Consider the following 15697-nt stretch of genomic DNA (forward strand, 5'->3'; position numbering starts at 1 on the left):
CCCACCTGAAAGAACCGGGGCTCCGCCCAATCCAGCCCCTCCGGCGTTTGAGGAGCGGGGTCCGGGGCGGAGCCCCGATCTTTCAGCCTCGCCGGCGCTTCAGACGCGGGGTCCGCAGCGGAGCCCCGGCGGCCGGCCCGGGCCCGGCCTCGGCCAGCAGCACGGTGAGCCCCGGCTCACCCTCCTGCTCCCGCCAGAAATCCACGGCCTCCTCCAGCACGTCCACGAAGGTCTCCCACTCCCCGGCCCGCGCCTCCGCGTACCCGCGCCACGACGTCACCGCCACCAGCCGCCCCGCGGCCCCCGGCAGCCACGACAGGTCCCGCATCGCGTCGGCCAGCGCGTCCCAGTTCCCGCCGACCCACTCCGGCAGCCGCAAGGCGACCCCGCACCGCCGCATCAGCTCCGCCTTGCCCCGTACGCCGTCCAGGTCCAGCCGTACGGTCGTCCAGCCGGCGGCATCCGCCGCCGCGAGCGCGGGGGCGAGCGGCTGCGGGTCCAGGCTCATCGGAGAACCGCCTTGAAGGTGTCGTAGTGGTCGTCCGTGTAGAAGAACTCCCCACCCTCACCCGTCACGATCCGCCGGGCCCCGCGGTCCCGCTCCCCCGGGGTCCGCACCGTGAACTCGTGGTAGTAGCCGCGCTTCTGCTTCGGCAGGACCTTCTCGAAGTTCCCGAAGACGGTGCCGTCCTGCCGGTACTGATACGGCCCGCCCTTGTCGATGAGCGCGAGCACGTCCCGGGCCTGCTGCGGCAGCGCGTCGGCCCGTACGGCGGCCATCCCCTTCGCCCACGCGGGAGCGGTACTACTGCCGGGACTGGCCCCGCGCGCACTGGCACTGGCGCTGGCGGCGGCGGGCGCGGGCTGCTGCCCGCCACAGCCCACCGCGCCGACCAGCGCGGCACAGAGGAACACGGCCCCCAGCAAACGCAGCAACGATCGGGGCACGTTCCGAAAGATCATGCACCGATCGTGCCAAATATCCGATTCGCTCGCGAATCGCCCGGTGGCCTCAGAGTGCGGCCATCTTGGTGTAGGGACTCAGGATTCGCTTCTGGACCGAACCGAAGTCGACGAGAACAGCGATCCCCTCCTCGATTCCGACGACACGGCCGAGGCCGTGCTCATCGTGAGTGACCCGGTCACCCACGTTGAACTGCCGGATGGGCTGTTCCACGGGGGCCTTGAACGGGCTGGACGGCAAATGGCGGCGAGGTACTGCTGACTTTGTCATTGGAACCAGTATGCGCCCAGCGGGCCGCCGCGCGGTCCGCCGTTCGGATCTCAATTCCGGCACCATCCGCACCGGCCACCGCGCGAGGGGCGCCGATCCGCCGCTACAGGTCGTCGGGGTCGGCCCGCTCCAGCGCGGGCCGCAGCCCGGGGGCCGACTCGGTCAGCAGGTAGTCGGCGACGGCCGTGTCCGTGACCAGACTGGTCACCAGACCGGAGCGGAGCACCGCCCCGATCGCGGAGGCCTTGCGCAGCCCGCCCGCGATCGCCACGACCTCCGGGATCCGCCGCAGCCGGTCCGCCTCGACGGTGATGCACCGCTCGCCGAGGTCCCGGCCGACCCGCCGGCCCTCGGAGTCGAACAGGTGGGCGGACATCTCGGCCGCGACGCCGAGCGAGGCGTAGTGGGCCCGCTCCTCGTCGGTGAGCATGTCGTGGACGGTGGAGATGCCCGTCTCCCACGACCCGATGGAGACGGCCGCGACGGTCACCTTGTCGAAGTACTCGAAGGCACGCGCGATCCCGGTCTGGTTGCGCAGCGCGGCCGCGGTCGCCGGGTCGGGCAGCAGCATCGGGGCGTAGATCGGGTGCGCGTCGCCCCCCGAGACCTGGGCGGCCCTGCGCACGGCCTCGACCGAACCGCGCTCGGCGGTGCCCGCGTCGTACACGCCGGTCAGCTGGACCACGGTGCACTGGGGCAGCCGGTGCAGGGAAGCGGCCATGTGGATGGTCGACCGCCCCCACGCCAGGCCCAGGACGTCGCCCTCGTTGACCAGTTCGCCCAGCAGATCGGCGGCGACGGCGCCCAGGTTCTCCGGGTCGGGCGCGTCCTCGGTGGCGTCGGCGGGCGACTCCACCACGACGGCGTGCCGGAGCCCGTACCGGGCCCTGAGCGCGTCCGAGCGCTCCGCGTCGAGTTCGGCCGGTACCCGGATCTCGATCCGTACGAGGTCACGCTCCAGGGCGGTCTCCAGGACCCGGGCCACCTTGAAGCGGCTCACGCCGAACTCCTCGGCGATCTGGATCTTGGACTTGCCCTCCAGGTAGAAACGGCGCGCCATGGCCGCCGCCTGCACCAGCTCCGCGGGTCCCATCCGCAGGGCTGACCGTCCCGCCGACATTGCAGACACCGCGTTCTCCTCACTGCTGTTCACACTCTCGTGTTCACACTCTCGACTCGCCGTTCATCCTGTCAGATCCGACGGCCGTTGATCAGCCTGGACAGCTCCCGTTCACCGAGCTGTTCATCAACCCTTGGCTCAGTGGTCGCAAGCCCACGGCGCCGCGGCGATCGCCGCACCCGCCTGGTCACGCAGCGTGCGCACGGCGGCGGCCGGATCGACCGCGCCGTAGACCGCGCTGCCCGCCACGAAGACGTCGGCGCCGGCCTCGGCACAGCGTTCGATGGTCGAGGCCGAGACCCCGCCGTCGACCTGCAGCCACAGCTCCAGGCCGTGCTTGGAGATCAGCTCCCGGGTCCGGCGGATCTTGGGGAGCATGATGTCGAGAAAGGGCTGGCCTCCGAAGCCGGGCTCGACCGTCATGATCAGCAGCATGTCGAGCTCGGGGAGGAGGTCCTCGTACTGTTCGATGGGCGTCGCGGGCTTGAGCGCCATCGACGCCCGCGCCCCCTTGGCCCGGATCTCCCGCGCGAGGCGCACGGGCGCCGCCGCGGCCTCGGCGTGGAAGGTGACCGAACCCGCACCGGCCTCCACGTACTGCGGGGCCCAGCGGTCCGGGTTCTCGATCATCAGGTGAAGGTCCAGCGGGATGTCCGTGGCCCGGCTCAGGGACTCCACGACGGGCATGCCGAGGGTGAGGTTCGGGACGAAATGGTTGTCCATGACGTCGACATGCAGCCAGTCGGCCCCCTCGACGGCCCTCGCCTCCTCGGCGAGTCGGGAGAAGTCGGCGGACAGGATGCTGGGATAAATCTGCGCGGCCATGCCCCAAGCCTGCCATGCCAGCGGCCGGTTCCGGCCACGACCCCGCAAGTCGAAACAACCGTAGCGACGCTTAACCGATCCCGGACGACGCTTCACCCTCCCTTAAGGCCCGGCGGCAGGAAGCAGGGCGACGTCACCTTGAGAGTGGCGAGGCCCTCGCCCTTGCTCCGGTCCAGGACTCCCGTGATGCCCTCCATCCAGAAGTCATCGGGCTCCGTGCGCATGCTGACCCAGGGGAAGGGCCCGGACATGTCCGCCTCGTCCGAGGAGTGGTACTCGTAGCCCTGCTTCAGCCAGGCGTCCCGCGCCTGCAGCACGAGGTTCCCGGCCTCGGTCCCGGGGACCCCGGTGAGCTTGTAGAAAAGGGTTACCTGCAGCCGGTCGTCACCGCTGCTGTCGTCCTTGGCGATGCAGGCGCCGACGGTCGCGGGGCCCGTACGCTCCGGTGTCGGCAGGGGGGACATGGCGTCCACCGCCTGCCGGATGATCCCTTCCGCCCGGTCGACGGCCTGCTGCTCGGTCATCGTGACCTGCTTCGCCGGCCCTCCCCCGCACGCGGTCACGGTGAGCGTCAGCGCGAGCACCGCAGCGGCCGAGAACGCGCTCAGCGGTTTCATGCGGGGGCCGCCGGCTGTCATGCGTCCGCGGATGCCGGGCCGGTGGCGGGTGTCGTCACCGCTACGCGCACCGCTCCGGTGGTCGAAGCCGCGACCTGGGCAACCGTGCGATCTCCGGGGTGGCCGGCGACGACGGCCGGGGTGCCCTCGACCGCCGGTACGCGGCGCACGGTCCATCCCGCGCTCTGGAAGAACGTCTGCGCGCGCGCCACGGCAGCCGCCCTCTCGCCCTCCGGCAGCAGCTCGGTCGACCAGGCGTGATGGACCGAGGCACCCGACTCGTCCCGGACCGTGCCGAGGCCCTCTCCGGGCTGCGTGGGCGCCGATCCGACCTGCAGCGCGTCGTAGATCCGGCTGGAGTGGGCGAGGGCCCGGCGCGTGGCGGGATCGTCGGCCGACGGGGCCTCGAACGCGGCAGGACTGGCCGGGGTCACCCCCGAGGCCTTGCTCTTGCCCGGCGGGAGGAAGCAGGGCGATGACACCTTCAGAGAAGCGACACCCTCACCCTTGGCGCGGTCCATGACACCGGTCACCGCGTCCATCCAGAAGTCGTCGGGACCGGTACGCATGTAGACCGACGGAAAGGAGCTGGACCAGTCGACCTCGCCCGACGCGTTGTCCTTGTAGCCCTGCTTCAACCAGGCGTCGCGTGCCTGCCGCACGAGGTTCTGGGCCTCGACCCCCGGAACACCCGTCAGTTTGTAGATGACAGTGACCGCCACGCGGTCGTCGGGGCCGTGGTCGTCTCTGGCGATGCAGGCGCCGACGGGCGCGTGGCCCATGCGCTCCAGCGTCGGCTGGGGGGACATGCCTTCCACCGCCTGGTGGATGATCTCCTCTGCCCGGTCGATGGCCTGCTGCTCGTTCATCGTGCCCTGCTTCTGTGCCGTTCCGCCGGTTTTCTGTCCGCCCCCCTGCGCGCCGCACGCGGTCGCCATGATCGCCATGGCCAGCAGTGCAGCAGCCGGGATTGCCTTCCGTAGATTCACGGCCGTCCTCCGGTAACGATCTTCGCCAGGCTGCCTAGGGGCTGCCTGTCCCAGTACTGGGAGTGCGCGGGCATCATTTCCAAGCCCTCGCCCGGCCACTTCCCGTCGGGGACCTCAAAGACCTGGCCCCCGAAGTCGTCGGTGGTCGGGTCGGTTCCGTGGACGATCGAGTGGTCGTCGAAGAGCTCCATGTACGCCTTCGGGTTGAGGGGGGCCAAGGGCCCTGCCGGCGGCGGGGCGATGTTGATGAGGTCGTGGTCGGCCGTCGCCGCGAAAACCCGGTCCGGTGAGATGTTCAGCTCCTTCGCATGGTCCACTCCCACGCCCGGACTGCCCACCATGATCGCGTTGTCGACCGGCAGGTCCACGTGCATGCTCATCGTCTCGCCCACCACCAGGGACCCGTAGCTGTGTCCGAGGAGCGTCTGGTTCACGCCGCTCTCGCGGTGGTTGGATTCCTCGATCCCCTGGATGAAATTGCCGAGCGGCTCCCTGGCGTTGTCCGCCCACTTGGTCTCCGTCGCCTCGGTCGTGATGCCCTGCGGAGCGTCGTAACCGAGCCATACGATCGATGCCGTCGCGTGGGCGGGATCCTGGCGCTCCGCCTCGGCCTGGAGCGCCACGGCCCGGTCCATGTCTCCGCCGATGGACTTCAGTTCGGCGAACGTCCCGGGCACGTACGTCACCACGTTGTCGGCGGTGTCCGGGTTGCCGATCGAGACGATGGCGCGCCCCATGTCCTTGCCGTCGAAGCCGAGGAGATAGAGGCGGTTGCTCTCGCTCGTATTGCTGTCGAAACGTTTCTGTATGTCGTCCATGCCCTTGGAGCCGTTCTCGATCTCCTTCCTCTTCTCCTCCCACTCCTTCCACGCCTCCGTCGGGACCATCGCGCCCTTCACCTCACGGCCCGTGATGGGGCTGATGTAGGGCCTGTAGTGCTCCGGCTCCTTCTTGAGCCAGGCGTCGTACTCCACCTGCTTGGCGCCGCGCTGTTCCGCCAGGACGATGCGGTTCGCGTCGTCGCGTACGGCGGAGGGAAGGCCGTCGAGCGCTCCGATGCTCGCGGGGTGCATCGAGACGTAGGTCTCGCGCTGTTCCTCGGTGAGGCCGTTCCACCAGTTGGCGTTGTCCTGGGGCCAGTCGTTCTTTGGCGGTGGCTTGATCGTGTGGAGGTAGGCATCGGCCGCCCCGCGCACGCCGTCCGTGTCCGCCGTGACGTCCGTCCAGTCACTGCCGGACACGGTCAGGTCGTCGTCGGCCTTGAGGGCCCGTATCTTCGGCTCCCACTTGGCGTCGGCTTCGGTGGCTTCCTTGAGCGCGTCGGCGATGCGGTTCGCGTACGCCATCGCCTTGCCGTAGTTCGGGTTCGGGTGGATGTTCGCCGCCTGGCGCTCCAGGGCGTCGGAGGTCTCGGTCCCGCCCGCGCTCCCGGTCACGGTGCCGCCCTCGGTGGCCTTCTCGGCGCCCGGCTTCTGTCCGGCGGGGAACGCGACCGAGCCGTCGTCGTTCACCCTGCAGCCGTCCGCCTGCGCGTCCGCGATCGCCGCCTCCAGCTTCCGCTTGGCGGCCGCCATGTCGTAGGCGAACCCGTTGAGCGCGGTGCTGATCACACCGCATTCGGTCTGCGTGTAGTGGAAGTTCTTCGCCAGGGCCTGGAGCTGCTTCTGCGCGGCCTCCACCGCCTCGCCCGTCAGCGACTTGCGCATGCCCGTGGCGACCGCGTTCTCGAGGTGCTCCCTGGCCGCCTGGGCCGAGTTGCCCATGGTGCGGTAGCCGTCGGCCGCCTCCTCGAACTCGGACGGCTTGAAGGCCTTCAGGGTCGCGTAGTCCATCGCGCCGTCACCGGCCCTTGGCCTGGCCGCCGACGGCGTTCGTGTCCGCGTACGTGGGGTTCAGCCGGTCCATCTCCGCCCGGACGCCCTCGTCGGTCGTCAACACGTCGCGGCCCACCTGGTTCAGGACTCCCTGGAGCGCGCCGCACCGCTCGCTGACGCTCTCGGCGTACTTCTTCCAGGAGTCGTACACGTCCTTCTGCGCGGCCGCGCTCAGACACCCGGCGGTCGAGCCGATTCCGCTCTGCCCGGCCGCGAGCTTGGTGAGCGCGGTGCCGATCGTCGGGCGGAGGGATCCCACGCCCTCACCGGCCGTGCTCCACGCCTTCTTGCTGGACTGGAGGCCGCCCGTCACGGCGCTCGGGCCGCCGGTACCGGGATCGGCCGGCACGTGATTGAGCCTCATGGCGACGTGCTGCCCGTCGCCCGGACCGGATTTGATCTGTTCCCACTCGTCCCACGCCATGCGCGCGCAGCCCCCGACCGTTCGTGTTGATCACCAGCCGGGAACGCTACCTCGCACCGCAGCACAGCTCATGAGTACCCGTACCTAGACGGGCACGGGCACGGGCACGGGACCGGGGCCCGGCCCTACGCCGTGCGCCGCAGCAGGGCCAGGTACATCGCGTCCGTTCCGTGCAGGTGGGGCCACAGCTGGACGTCGGGGCCGTCGCCCAGGCCCGGTACGCCCGACATGAACGGCCGCGCGTCGATCAGTTCGGCGGACACCGGCGAGGCGCCCGCGCCGCGCCCCTTCAGGACGTCGTCCACGACGACCCGGGTCTCGGCCAGGTGCGGCGAGCAGGTCGCGTAGCCCACGACGCCGCCCACCCGCACCGCCGACAGCGCTTCGCGCAGCAGTCCGCGCTGGAGCGGCGCGAAGCTCTCCAGGTCCTGCGGGCGGCGGCGCCAGCGGGCCTCCGGGCGGCGGCGGAGCGCGCCCAGGCCCGTGCAGGGGACGTCCATCAGGACGCGGTCGAAGGAGCCCGGCCGCCACGGCGGCCGGGTGCCGTCCGCCGTGATGACCTGGTAGGGGCCCGGGTTGCCCGCGAGGGCGCGCTCCACGAGCCGCGCCCGGTGGGGCTGCTTCTCCGAGGCGAGCAGGAAGGCGCCGCGCTGCGCGGCGAGCGCGGCCAGCAGCGCCGCCTTGCCGCCGGGGCCCGCGCAGCCGTCGAGCCAGCGCTCGTCGCTGCCCTCGACAGGCACGGCCGCCAGGGCCATCGCCACCAGCTGGCTGCCCTCGTCCTGCACGCCGGCGCGGCCCTCGCGCACCGCCTCCAGCGCGCCGGGCTCGCCGCCCTCGGCCATCCGGACGGCGTACGGGGACCAGCGCCCGGGCAGGGCCGAGTCCTCGCCGACCGCGTCCAGCAGTTCCTGCGGGGTGGACCGGCCGGGACGGGCGACCAGGGTCACCTCGGGCCGCTCGTTGTCGGCCTCCAGCAGGTCCTCGATGCCGGCGCGGCCGCCGCCCAGCGCGTCCCACAGGGCGCTGACGATCCACCTGGGGTGCGAGTGGTACACCGCGAGGTGTTCCTCGGCGTCGTCCTCGTACGGCGGTGCGACCCGCTCCAGCCAGCCGTCGAGATCGTGCGCGGCGATCTTCCGCAGCACGGCGTTCACGAACTTGGCGCGCCCGTCCCCGAGCACCACGCGGGCCAGCTCGACGCTCGCGGAGACCGCCGCGTGCGTGGGGATCCGGGTGCCGAGCAGCTGGTGCGCGCCGAGCGAGAGCACGTCGAGCACCGGCGGGTCCACCTCGCGCAGCGGCCGGTCGATGCACGCCTTGATGACGGCGTCGTAGGTGCCCTGCCGACGCAGGGTCCCGTAGACCAGTTCGGTGGCCAGGGCCGCGTCGCGGGCCTGGAAGCTCTCGTCCTGGCGGGCCTTCTTCAGCAGCGGCGGCAGGACGAGGTTCGCGTAGGCGTCGCGCTCGCCCACCGCCCGCAGCACCTCGAAGGCCAGCATCCGGACGGGGTCCTTCTGGGGCCGCCGGTACGGCTTGGCCTGCCGCTGGCCTGCGGGGTTGCGACGGGGACGGGGCTGTTCGCTCACGTGAAAGGTGCTCCGGGTTTACGAGGTGCTGCGGTCATGAGGTGCTGCGGTGTCGAGGTGCTGCGGTGATGAAGTGCAGGGGCGGCGGGCGCTGCCCCGGCGGGTCGGCGGTCCGTACGGTCCCGGGTCCCGGGTCCCGGGTCCCGCGCCGTCGGGGCGACGGCGCGGCCGGATTCCGCTCGGCTGGATTCAGCCTACGTCGGCCCCGCCGAGCCGCTCGCCGGGCGCGATCCGCACCCCGCGGGCCCAGTCGGCGGCGCGCATCGGCTTCTTGCCCTGGGGCTGCACCCACAGCAGCTCCACGGCGTGCGAGCCGGTGCCCACGTGGACGTTGTTCTTGGCCGGGGCCAGCTCGCCGGGCGCCAGGTCGGTGCGGTCGGCCACCAGGCCCAGCGAGATCAGCTTGAGCCGCTCGCCGCGGAAGACGGTCCAGGCGCCCGGGGCGGGCGTGCAGCCGCGCACCACGCGGTCGGCGCGCATCGCGGGGGCCGTCCAGTCGATCCGGGCGTCCTCCACGGTGATCTTGGGTGCGAGGGAGAGCCCGTCGTGGGGCTGCGCGACGGCGCGCAGGGTGCCGTCCTCGATGCCGTCCATGGTGGCGGCCAGCAGTCCGGAGCCGGCGAAGGCCAGCCGGGTGAGCAGGTCGCCGCTGGTGTCGGTCGGGCGGATCTCCTCGGTGAGGATGCCGTAGACCGGGCCGGAGTCCAGGCCCTCCTCGATGAGGAAGGTGGACGCGCCGGTGACCTGGTCGCCCGCCATGATCGAGTGCTGGACGGGCGCGGCGCCGCGCCAGGCGGGCAGCAGCGAGAAGTGCAGGTTGACCCATCCGTGCTTCGGGATGTCGAGGGCGCTCTTGGGGAGCAGGGCCCCATAGGCGACGACTGGGCAGCAGTCCGGGGCGATCTCCCGCAGCCGGGCCTGGAAGTCGGGGTCGCGGGGGCGTGCGGGCTTGAGGACCTCGATGCCGGCTTCCTCGGCGCGCTCGGCGACCGGGCTGGCGACGAGCCGGCGGCCGCGGCCGGCCGGTGCGTCGGGCCGGGTGACGACGGCGGCGACCTCGTGCCGCCCGGAGGCGATCAGGGCGTCCAGGGCGGGTACGGCGACCTCGGGGGTGCCTGCGAAGACGAGCTTCACTGGGTCCTACCTCGCTATCTCGGCTGTCAGCAGCGCACCAGTCTATGGGGCGGGCGCCCGGGGGCAGTCCGAAGGTCGCCAGGCTCCGCTCCGCCCGGCGCTCGGCAGGACACTCCCCAGACCCACCTGCGCCGTCGAGGGGGCGTACGCACACGCGCGCGCCTCTCGCATATGCCGACACGCCCCCACAGCGTGACCTGGGCGACGGGTGGCGCGTTGGTCAAGAGAGATTGACCAAAACGGGCCGCGTGTGAACGGTGTCTGCGGCCCGATCCGCCCTTCAGCACCGGTTCGAGAGGCTTCTTCATGGCCGACCACGCCACCCACGACGCCCAAGCCCGGGCCAGCCTGCACCTCCTGGTACGGGACATCGAGCGGGTTCGCCGGCAAGTGGATGCCCTGCGTACGCTCACCGCCCAGCTCGGCAACGTGTACCGCCCGCGCCGCTCCGGTCCCTCCACGGGCTTCGTCGTCTACGGCCGGGCCCCCGCGCCCACCGTCCGCCTCGCGCAGGAGCTGCGGGACAGCGTCGAGACGCTGGTCACCGCCGCGGTGGACTTCGACCGCTCGCTCGGTTTCTCGTGGGACGCGGTCGGTTCGGCGCTCGGCGTCACCAAGCAGGCCGTGCACCGCCGCTACGGCGCCCGGCGGGCGCAGTCCGCCGAGTCCGCGGAGCCGCTGGCCGAGGGCACGACCACCCGGACGCTGGGGCCGTTGCCCACCGTGCCGGCCGCCCGTTCGGTGCCGCCGCAGCCGGTGCGCGAGGAGGCCCAGGCCGCGGCCGGGGGGAGCCCCGGCCGGAGCCTCGGGGAGGCCCCGCGCTCCCCCGCGTTCCCCGGTCCGCGCAACGGCTGACCTCGTGTCCTGCCGCCGGGACGCCGACCCCCGACGGCCGGCCGCCGCCGCTCGCCGCGCCTGAATCCGCCCCCGGCGGGACGACCCACGCGTCTCCCGCCGGGGGCTTCGGCGTCCGCTGCCCGCCCGGTCAGCCGATGTCCGGCGGGTCGATCCGGACCCGCACCGCTTCGGCCGCCGTGACGCCCCGCGCCATCCGGGCCGCCTGGGCGGATTTCAGGGCGGCCGCCAGGGCCGCGCCACTGCCCGGCGGGACCCGGACCAGCGCCCGCTCGCCCGGGGACCGCTCCCCGCGCCGCCCTGGTATCGGGACCGGGCCCAGGATCTCCGCGTCCGGCGGCAGCCCGGCACCCGCCAGGAAGGCCTCCACCGCCTCGCCCCGCCCGGCCACGGCCGCCATCCGCGAGACCGGCGGGAAGCCGAGCTGGGCCCGCTCCGCGAGCTCCCGTACGGCGTGGCCCACCGGGTCCCACCGGACGAGCGCCTGGACCGGCCGCAGCGTCGGCTCGGCGACCACCACGACCTGCCCGTCGCCCCGGACCAGCGAGGCGGCCGTGATCCACCGCCGCAGCGCGTCCTCACCGGCCCGCAGGTCGGGCCGGCTCAGCATGGCCCAGCCGTCGAGCAGCAGTGCGGCCGCGTACCCGGCGCCGGCCGCCACCGGCTCGGCGCCCGGCGTGCACACCACCAGCGCCGGCCGGTCCGGCACCTCGTCGAGCACGTGGTCGCGCCCCGAGGTCCGTACGGGCACGGCCGGGAAGACCCGGCCCAGCTCCTCGGCCGTCCGCCGGGCGCCGACCACCTGGGCGCGCAGCCGGAACGAGCCGCACTCCTCGCAGTGCCAGGACGGCTCGGCGCGCCCGCACCACCCGCACTGCAGGTCCCGCTCGTCGGGGGCCTCCAGGGGGCCCGCGCAGACCGTGCAGCGGGCGGGGGTCCGGCACCGCTCGCACGCCAGCCGCGGGACGTAGCCCCGGCGCGGCACCTGGACGAGCACGGGCCCGGTCTTCAGCCCCTCCCGTACGGTCTCCCACGCCAGGCTCGGCAGTCGCGCGGCGCGGGCCGCCTCGTCGCGGGCGAGCAGTTCGTCGCCCACGGTCCGGATCCGGGGAGCGCAGGCCCGTACCGTCTCGCGGCCGGCGACCAGCGGCCGCGCCCATCCCGACTCGACCAGCTGTGCGGCCTCCACGGTGCAGCTCGTGCTCCCGGCGAGGAAGGCGCAGCCTTCGCTGACCGCGCGCAGTTCCAGCACCTCCCGGACGTGCGGGAAGGGGGCGTTGTCGTCGCTGTGGCTGGAGTCGCCGTCGTCCCAGACGGCGACCAGTCCGAGGTCCCGTACGGGGGCGAACATCGCCGCCCGGGTCCCGACGACGGCGCGCACCGAGCCCCGGTTCACGGCGAGCCACTGGCGGTAGCGCTTCTCGGGCCCGGACTCGGCGGTCAGCAGCGCGTGCCGTCCCTCGCCGAGCAGGGCGGTCAGCGCCCGGTCCACCCGGGCGGCGGTGCGCCCGTCGGGGACCACGGCGAGGGCGCCGCGCCCGGAGGCGAGGGTGGCGGCCATGGCGCGGGCGAGTTCGTCGGCCCAGCCGGGGCCGGGCAGGGCGGTCCACACGGCGCGCGGGGCGGCGCCGGTGGCCAGGGCCCCCAGGAAGGCGGGCCCGGCGCCGTACCGCTCCCAGCCGCCGGGCTCGGGCGCGGCGGGCGGGGGCAGCGGCTCCGGAGAGGGCTTGGCCTCGGCGCGGGCGCTCCGCGCGGGCAGGGCGAGCTGGAGGACGTCGGCGAGGCTGCCAGCGTAGCGGTCGGCGACGGCCCGGGCGAGGGCCAGCATGCCGGGGCTGAGCACCACCTCGGGCGAGACCACGTGGGCGAGGGCGGCGAGGGCTCCGTTGTAGTCGGACTCGGCGCGGCGCTCCACGATGAAGCCGTCGATGAGGCCGCCGCCCTCGCGGCGGCCGCCGTGCACCTGGTGGGAGCCGGCACCGAAGCGGACCCGGACCCGGACGCCGGGCTGGGCGGCCTCGGAGAGCTCGGCGGGCACGGCGTAGTCGAAGGTCCGGTCGAGGTGGAGCACGCCCTTGTTCACGAGGACCCGGGCGACGGGCAGCTCCTCGGCCAGGGCGGCCCCCCGCCAGGTGCGCGGCTTCGCCTTGGGCGCCTTGGCCTTCGCCTCGGCGACCATCTCCCGGATCAGCGCGAGCTGCTCCGGCTGGGAATCGTTCGCGCTGCTCACATCAGCATTCTTACCAAACCCCACTGACAGCCACGGCATGCGTTCGGCCCCGGACCAGAAGGTCCGGGGCCGAACGCCTACGAGCAGTGGTGCTTACAGACCGGCGGCCGCGCGCAGCGCGTCGACGCGGTCGGTGCGCTCCCAGGTGAAGTCCGGCAGCTCACGGCCGAAGTGGCCGTAGGCGGCGGTCTGGGCGTAGATCGGGCGCAGCAGGTCCAGGTCACGGATGATCGCGGCCGGGCGCAGGTCGAAGACCTCGCCGATCGCGTCCTCGATCTTCTGGACCTCGACCTTGGCGGTGCCGAAGGTCTCGACGAAGAGACCGACGGGCTCGGCCTTGCCGATGGCGTACGCGACCTGGACCTCGCAGCGCGAGGCGAGGCCGGCGGCGACCACGTTCTTGGCGACCCAGCGCATGGCGTAGGCGGCCGAGCGGTCGACCTTGGACGGGTCCTTGCCGGAGAACGCGCCGCCACCGTGGCGGGCCATGCCGCCGTAGGTGTCGATGATGATCTTGCGGCCGGTCAGGCCGGCGTCGCCCATCGGGCCGCCGATCTCGAAACGGCCGGTCGGGTTCACCAGCAGGCGGTAGCCCTCGGTGTCGAGCTTGATGCCGTCCTCGACGAGCTGGGCCAGCACGTGCTCGACGACGAACTCGCGGATGTCCGGTGCGAGCAGCGAGTCCAGGTCGATGTCCGAGGCGTGCTGCGAGGAGACCACAACGGTGTCCAGGCGCACGGCCTTGTCACCGTCGTACTCGATGGTGACCTGGGTCTTGCCGTCGGGGCGCAGGTACGGGATGGTCCCGTTCTTGCGGACCTCGGACAGCCGGCGCGAGAGCTTGTGCGCGATGTGGATCGGGAGCGGCATGAGCTCGGGGGTCTCGTCGCAGGCGTAGCCGAACATCAGGCCCTGGTCGCCGGCGCCCTGCTTGTCGAGCTCGTCCTCGTCGCCCTCGACCCGCTTCTCGTAGGCGGTGTCGACGCCCTGCGCGATGTCAGGGGACTGGGCACCGATGGACACCGACACGCCACAGGAGGCGCCGTCGAAGCCCTTCTTCGAGGAGTCGTAGCCGATCTCGAGGATCTTCTCCCGGACGAGCTGCGCGATCGGCGCGTAGGCCTTCGTCGTCACCTCGCCCGCGATGTGCACGAGACCGGTGGTGATGAGGGTCTCCACGGCCACGCGCGAGGTCGGGTCCTCGGAGAGGAGCGCGTCGAGGATCGTGTCGCTGATCTGGTCAGCGATCTTGTCGGGGTGGCCCTCGGTCACGGACTCCGAGGTAAACAGACGACGGGACACAACGCTCCCTGGGGTTGCAGCGGCTGCTGGCTGATCATTTGGCGGAACCACACCGGGGGCTGCGCCCGATCACGTTCCTCATGCAGTTTATCGGTCGCCACCGTTTCCGGGACCACCCGTCTCGCCTTATGGGAGCCGTGTGACCTGCGGCACCTCATTCTGACCCACGGAGGTGACCAGGAGAAGGGCAATCGGCTCAGGCGCGTCGCGGCGTCAGCCGGACGGACACTTGATCCCAAATGGCTTCGGCCAGCGCTTCCTTCGGTCCATAGGGCACCTGGATCTCAGACCCCTCAGAGGACAGGATGACCGCCTCGTTCTCCTCGGAACCGAAGGTACGGGCTTCGCCGACCTCGTTCACGACGAGAAGATCACATCCCTTGCGGAGGAGCTTGGCCCGGCCGTTGGCGAGGACGTCGTCGGTCTCGGCGGCGAATCCCACCACGACCTGCCCGGCCCGGGCCCGGTCGGCCGAAATCTCCGCGAGGACGTCCGGATTGCGTACGAGGGCGACCGGCGCGGGGTCTTCCCCGTCCTTCTTCTTGATCTTCCCGCCCGCGTACTCGGCGGGCCGGAAGTCGGCCACGGCGGCGGCCATCACCACGGCGTCGGCGTCCGCGGCCGCCTTGAGCACGGCCTCCCGCAGCTGTACGGCCGTCCCCACCCGTACGACGTCCGCCCCGGCCGGGTCGGCCAGCGCGGTGTTGGCCGCCACCAGGGTGACGCGGGCCCCGCGGGCGACGGCCGTACGGGCGAGGGCGTAGCCCTGCTTGCCGGAGGAGCGGTTGCCGAGGAAGCGGACCGGGTCCAGCGGTTCCCGCGTGCCGCCCGCGCTGATCACCACGTGCCGCCCCGCGAGGTCCGGCTCGCCCACCCCGCGCGCCAGGACCCTGCGGCACACCTCGTAGATCTCGGCCGGGTCGGGCAGCCGCCCCTTGCCGGTGTCCTTGCCGGTGAGCCGGCCGACCGCGGGCTCGATGACGAGGGCGCCGCGGCGGCGCAGCGTGGCCACGTTCTCCCGGGTGGCGGGGTGCTCCCACATCTCGGTGTGCATGGCGGGGGCGAAGACCACCGGACATCGGGCGGTGAGGAGCGTGTTCGTGAGCAGGTCGTCGGCGAGCCCGTGGGCGGCCTTGGCCAGCATGTCGGCGGTGGCCGGGGCGACGACGACGAGGTCGGCGGACTGCCCGATGCGCACGTGCGGCACCTCGTGGACGGATTCCCACACCTCGGTGGAGGCCGGGTTCCCGGACAGGGCGGCCCAGGTCGCCTCGCCGACGAAGTTCAGGGAGGCCGCCGTGGGCACCACCCGCACGTCGTGGCCGGACTCGGTCAGCAGGCGGAGCAGCTCGCACGACTTGTAGGCGGCGATCCCGCCACTGACCCCCAGCACGACCTTCGGCTTACCCACCACGCACTCCCCTTCGAGCCTTGTCCACGTCCGTCGTTCCTCCCCATGACACACCACAGGCCCGGCAGATGTTCTGCCGGGCCTGTGGTGAAAGGA

General features: G+C 72.5%; 15 protein-coding genes. 1 reads left to right on the plus strand and 14 read right to left on the minus strand.

Annotated elements, in window-relative coordinates; genetic code table 11:
* Positions 1 to 82 precede the first annotated feature (82 nt).
* The 11 genes from ACFYZ4_RS30320 to fmt form a co-directional block, all read right to left on the minus strand.
* Positions 83 to 508 (minus strand): barstar family protein, encoded by a 426-nt coding sequence (locus tag ACFYZ4_RS30320; protein ID WP_390785343.1) that lies wholly within the window; start codon positions 506 to 508, stop codon positions 83 to 85.
* On the minus strand, positions 505 to 963 hold the full coding sequence (locus ACFYZ4_RS30325; protein WP_390785344.1) for a ribonuclease domain-containing protein: 459 nt from the start codon (positions 961 to 963) through the stop codon (positions 505 to 507). Before ACFYZ4_RS30325 ends, ACFYZ4_RS30320 begins: the two co-directional genes overlap by 4 nt.
* Positions 964 to 1012: 49 nt before the next feature.
* Positions 1013 to 1234, minus strand: coding sequence for a CarD family transcriptional regulator (locus ACFYZ4_RS30330; protein WP_030012151.1), 222 nt, complete (start codon positions 1232 to 1234; stop codon positions 1013 to 1015).
* A gap of 103 nt (positions 1235 to 1337) precedes the next feature.
* The gene (locus ACFYZ4_RS30335; protein ID WP_319721175.1) at positions 1338 to 2387 is read right to left on the minus strand and encodes a sugar-binding domain-containing protein; all 1050 of its coding nucleotides are present in this window, start codon (positions 2385 to 2387) and stop codon (positions 1338 to 1340) included.
* Between the two features lie 105 nt (positions 2388 to 2492).
* A complete protein-coding gene (gene rpe, locus ACFYZ4_RS30340; protein WP_351297062.1) occupies positions 2493 to 3179 on the minus strand; it encodes a ribulose-phosphate 3-epimerase in 687 nt (228 codons plus the stop codon).
* Between the two features lie 92 nt (positions 3180 to 3271).
* Positions 3272 to 3796 (minus strand): hypothetical protein, encoded by a 525-nt coding sequence (locus tag ACFYZ4_RS30345; protein ID WP_351297059.1) that lies wholly within the window; start codon positions 3794 to 3796, stop codon positions 3272 to 3274.
* Between the two features lie 17 nt (positions 3797 to 3813).
* Positions 3814 to 4665, minus strand: coding sequence for a hypothetical protein (locus ACFYZ4_RS30350; protein WP_390785345.1), 852 nt, complete (start codon positions 4663 to 4665; stop codon positions 3814 to 3816).
* A gap of 116 nt (positions 4666 to 4781) precedes the next feature.
* Complete coding sequence (locus tag ACFYZ4_RS30355; protein ID WP_390785346.1) at positions 4782 to 6617, minus strand: alpha/beta hydrolase; 1836 nt, start codon at positions 6615 to 6617, stop codon at positions 4782 to 4784.
* 7 nt (positions 6618 to 6624) lie between these two features.
* A complete protein-coding gene (locus ACFYZ4_RS30360) occupies positions 6625 to 7023 on the minus strand; it encodes a hypothetical protein (protein WP_390785347.1) in 399 nt (132 codons plus the stop codon).
* Positions 7024 to 7208: 185 nt separating this feature from the next.
* A complete protein-coding gene (locus tag ACFYZ4_RS30365) occupies positions 7209 to 8669 on the minus strand; it encodes an RsmB/NOP family class I SAM-dependent RNA methyltransferase (protein WP_384349706.1) in 1461 nt (486 codons plus the stop codon).
* A 189-nt stretch (positions 8670 to 8858) separates the two neighbouring features.
* On the minus strand, positions 8859 to 9803 hold the full coding sequence (gene fmt / locus ACFYZ4_RS30370; protein ID WP_390785348.1) for a methionyl-tRNA formyltransferase: 945 nt from the start codon (positions 9801 to 9803) through the stop codon (positions 8859 to 8861).
* A 306-nt stretch (positions 9804 to 10109) separates the two neighbouring features.
* On the opposite strand from fmt, the gene ACFYZ4_RS30375 reads away from it, so the two are divergent.
* A complete protein-coding gene (locus ACFYZ4_RS30375; RefSeq protein WP_351304736.1) occupies positions 10110 to 10658 on the plus strand; it encodes a hypothetical protein in 549 nt (182 codons plus the stop codon).
* A 130-nt stretch (positions 10659 to 10788) separates the two neighbouring features.
* Here the strand turns inward: ACFYZ4_RS30375 and ACFYZ4_RS30380 are convergent, their stop codons facing one another.
* From ACFYZ4_RS30380 to coaBC, 3 genes are all read right to left on the minus strand, one after another.
* Entirely contained in the window at positions 10789 to 12927 is a 2139-nt protein-coding gene (locus ACFYZ4_RS30380) for a primosomal protein N' (protein ID WP_390785349.1), read from the minus strand.
* A 54-nt stretch (positions 12928 to 12981) separates the two neighbouring features.
* A complete protein-coding gene (gene metK, locus ACFYZ4_RS30385) occupies positions 12982 to 14190 on the minus strand; it encodes a methionine adenosyltransferase (protein WP_384349697.1) in 1209 nt (402 codons plus the stop codon).
* 196 nt (positions 14191 to 14386) lie between these two features.
* Positions 14387 to 15601 carry a bifunctional phosphopantothenoylcysteine decarboxylase/phosphopantothenate--cysteine ligase CoaBC gene (gene coaBC, locus ACFYZ4_RS30390; RefSeq protein ID WP_351302204.1) on the minus strand — a complete coding sequence of 405 codons (1215 nt, stop codon included), beginning with the start codon at positions 15599 to 15601 and terminating at the stop codon, positions 14387 to 14389.
* Between the last annotated feature and the right edge of the window lie 96 nt (positions 15602 to 15697).

The sequence above is a fragment of the Streptomyces sp. NPDC001513 genome (assembly GCF_042894695.1).
GTDB lineage: Bacteria > Actinomycetota > Actinomycetes > Streptomycetales > Streptomycetaceae > Streptomyces.

Coding starts and splice junctions, on each gene's coding strand:
- ACFYZ4_RS30320 (WP_390785343.1), bottom strand. CDS start 508: ATGAGCCTGGACCCGCAGCCGCTCGCCCCCGCGCTCGCGGCGGCGGAT.
- ACFYZ4_RS30325 (WP_390785344.1), bottom strand. CDS start 963: ATGATCTTTCGGAACGTGCCCCGATCGTTGCTGCGTTTGCTGGGGGCC.
- ACFYZ4_RS30330 (WP_030012151.1), bottom strand. CDS start 1,234: ATGACAAAGTCAGCAGTACCTCGCCGCCATTTGCCGTCCAGCCCGTTC.
- rpe (WP_351297062.1), bottom strand. CDS start 3,179: ATGGCCGCGCAGATTTATCCCAGCATCCTGTCCGCCGACTTCTCCCGA.
- ACFYZ4_RS30345 (WP_351297059.1), bottom strand. CDS start 3,796: ATGAAACCGCTGAGCGCGTTCTCGGCCGCTGCGGTGCTCGCGCTGACG.
- ACFYZ4_RS30350 (WP_390785345.1), bottom strand. CDS start 4,665: ATGAACGAGCAGCAGGCCATCGACCGGGCAGAGGAGATCATCCACCAG.
- ACFYZ4_RS30355 (WP_390785346.1), bottom strand. CDS start 6,617: ATGGACTACGCGACCCTGAAGGCCTTCAAGCCGTCCGAGTTCGAGGAG.
- ACFYZ4_RS30360 (WP_390785347.1), bottom strand. CDS start 7,023: ATGAGGCTCAATCACGTGCCGGCCGATCCCGGTACCGGCGGCCCGAGC.
- ACFYZ4_RS30375 (WP_351304736.1), top strand. CDS start 10,110: ATGGCCGACCACGCCACCCACGACGCCCAAGCCCGGGCCAGCCTGCAC.
- ACFYZ4_RS30380 (WP_390785349.1), bottom strand. CDS start 12,927: ATGCCGTGGCTGTCAGTGGGGTTTGGTAAGAATGCTGATGTGAGCAGC.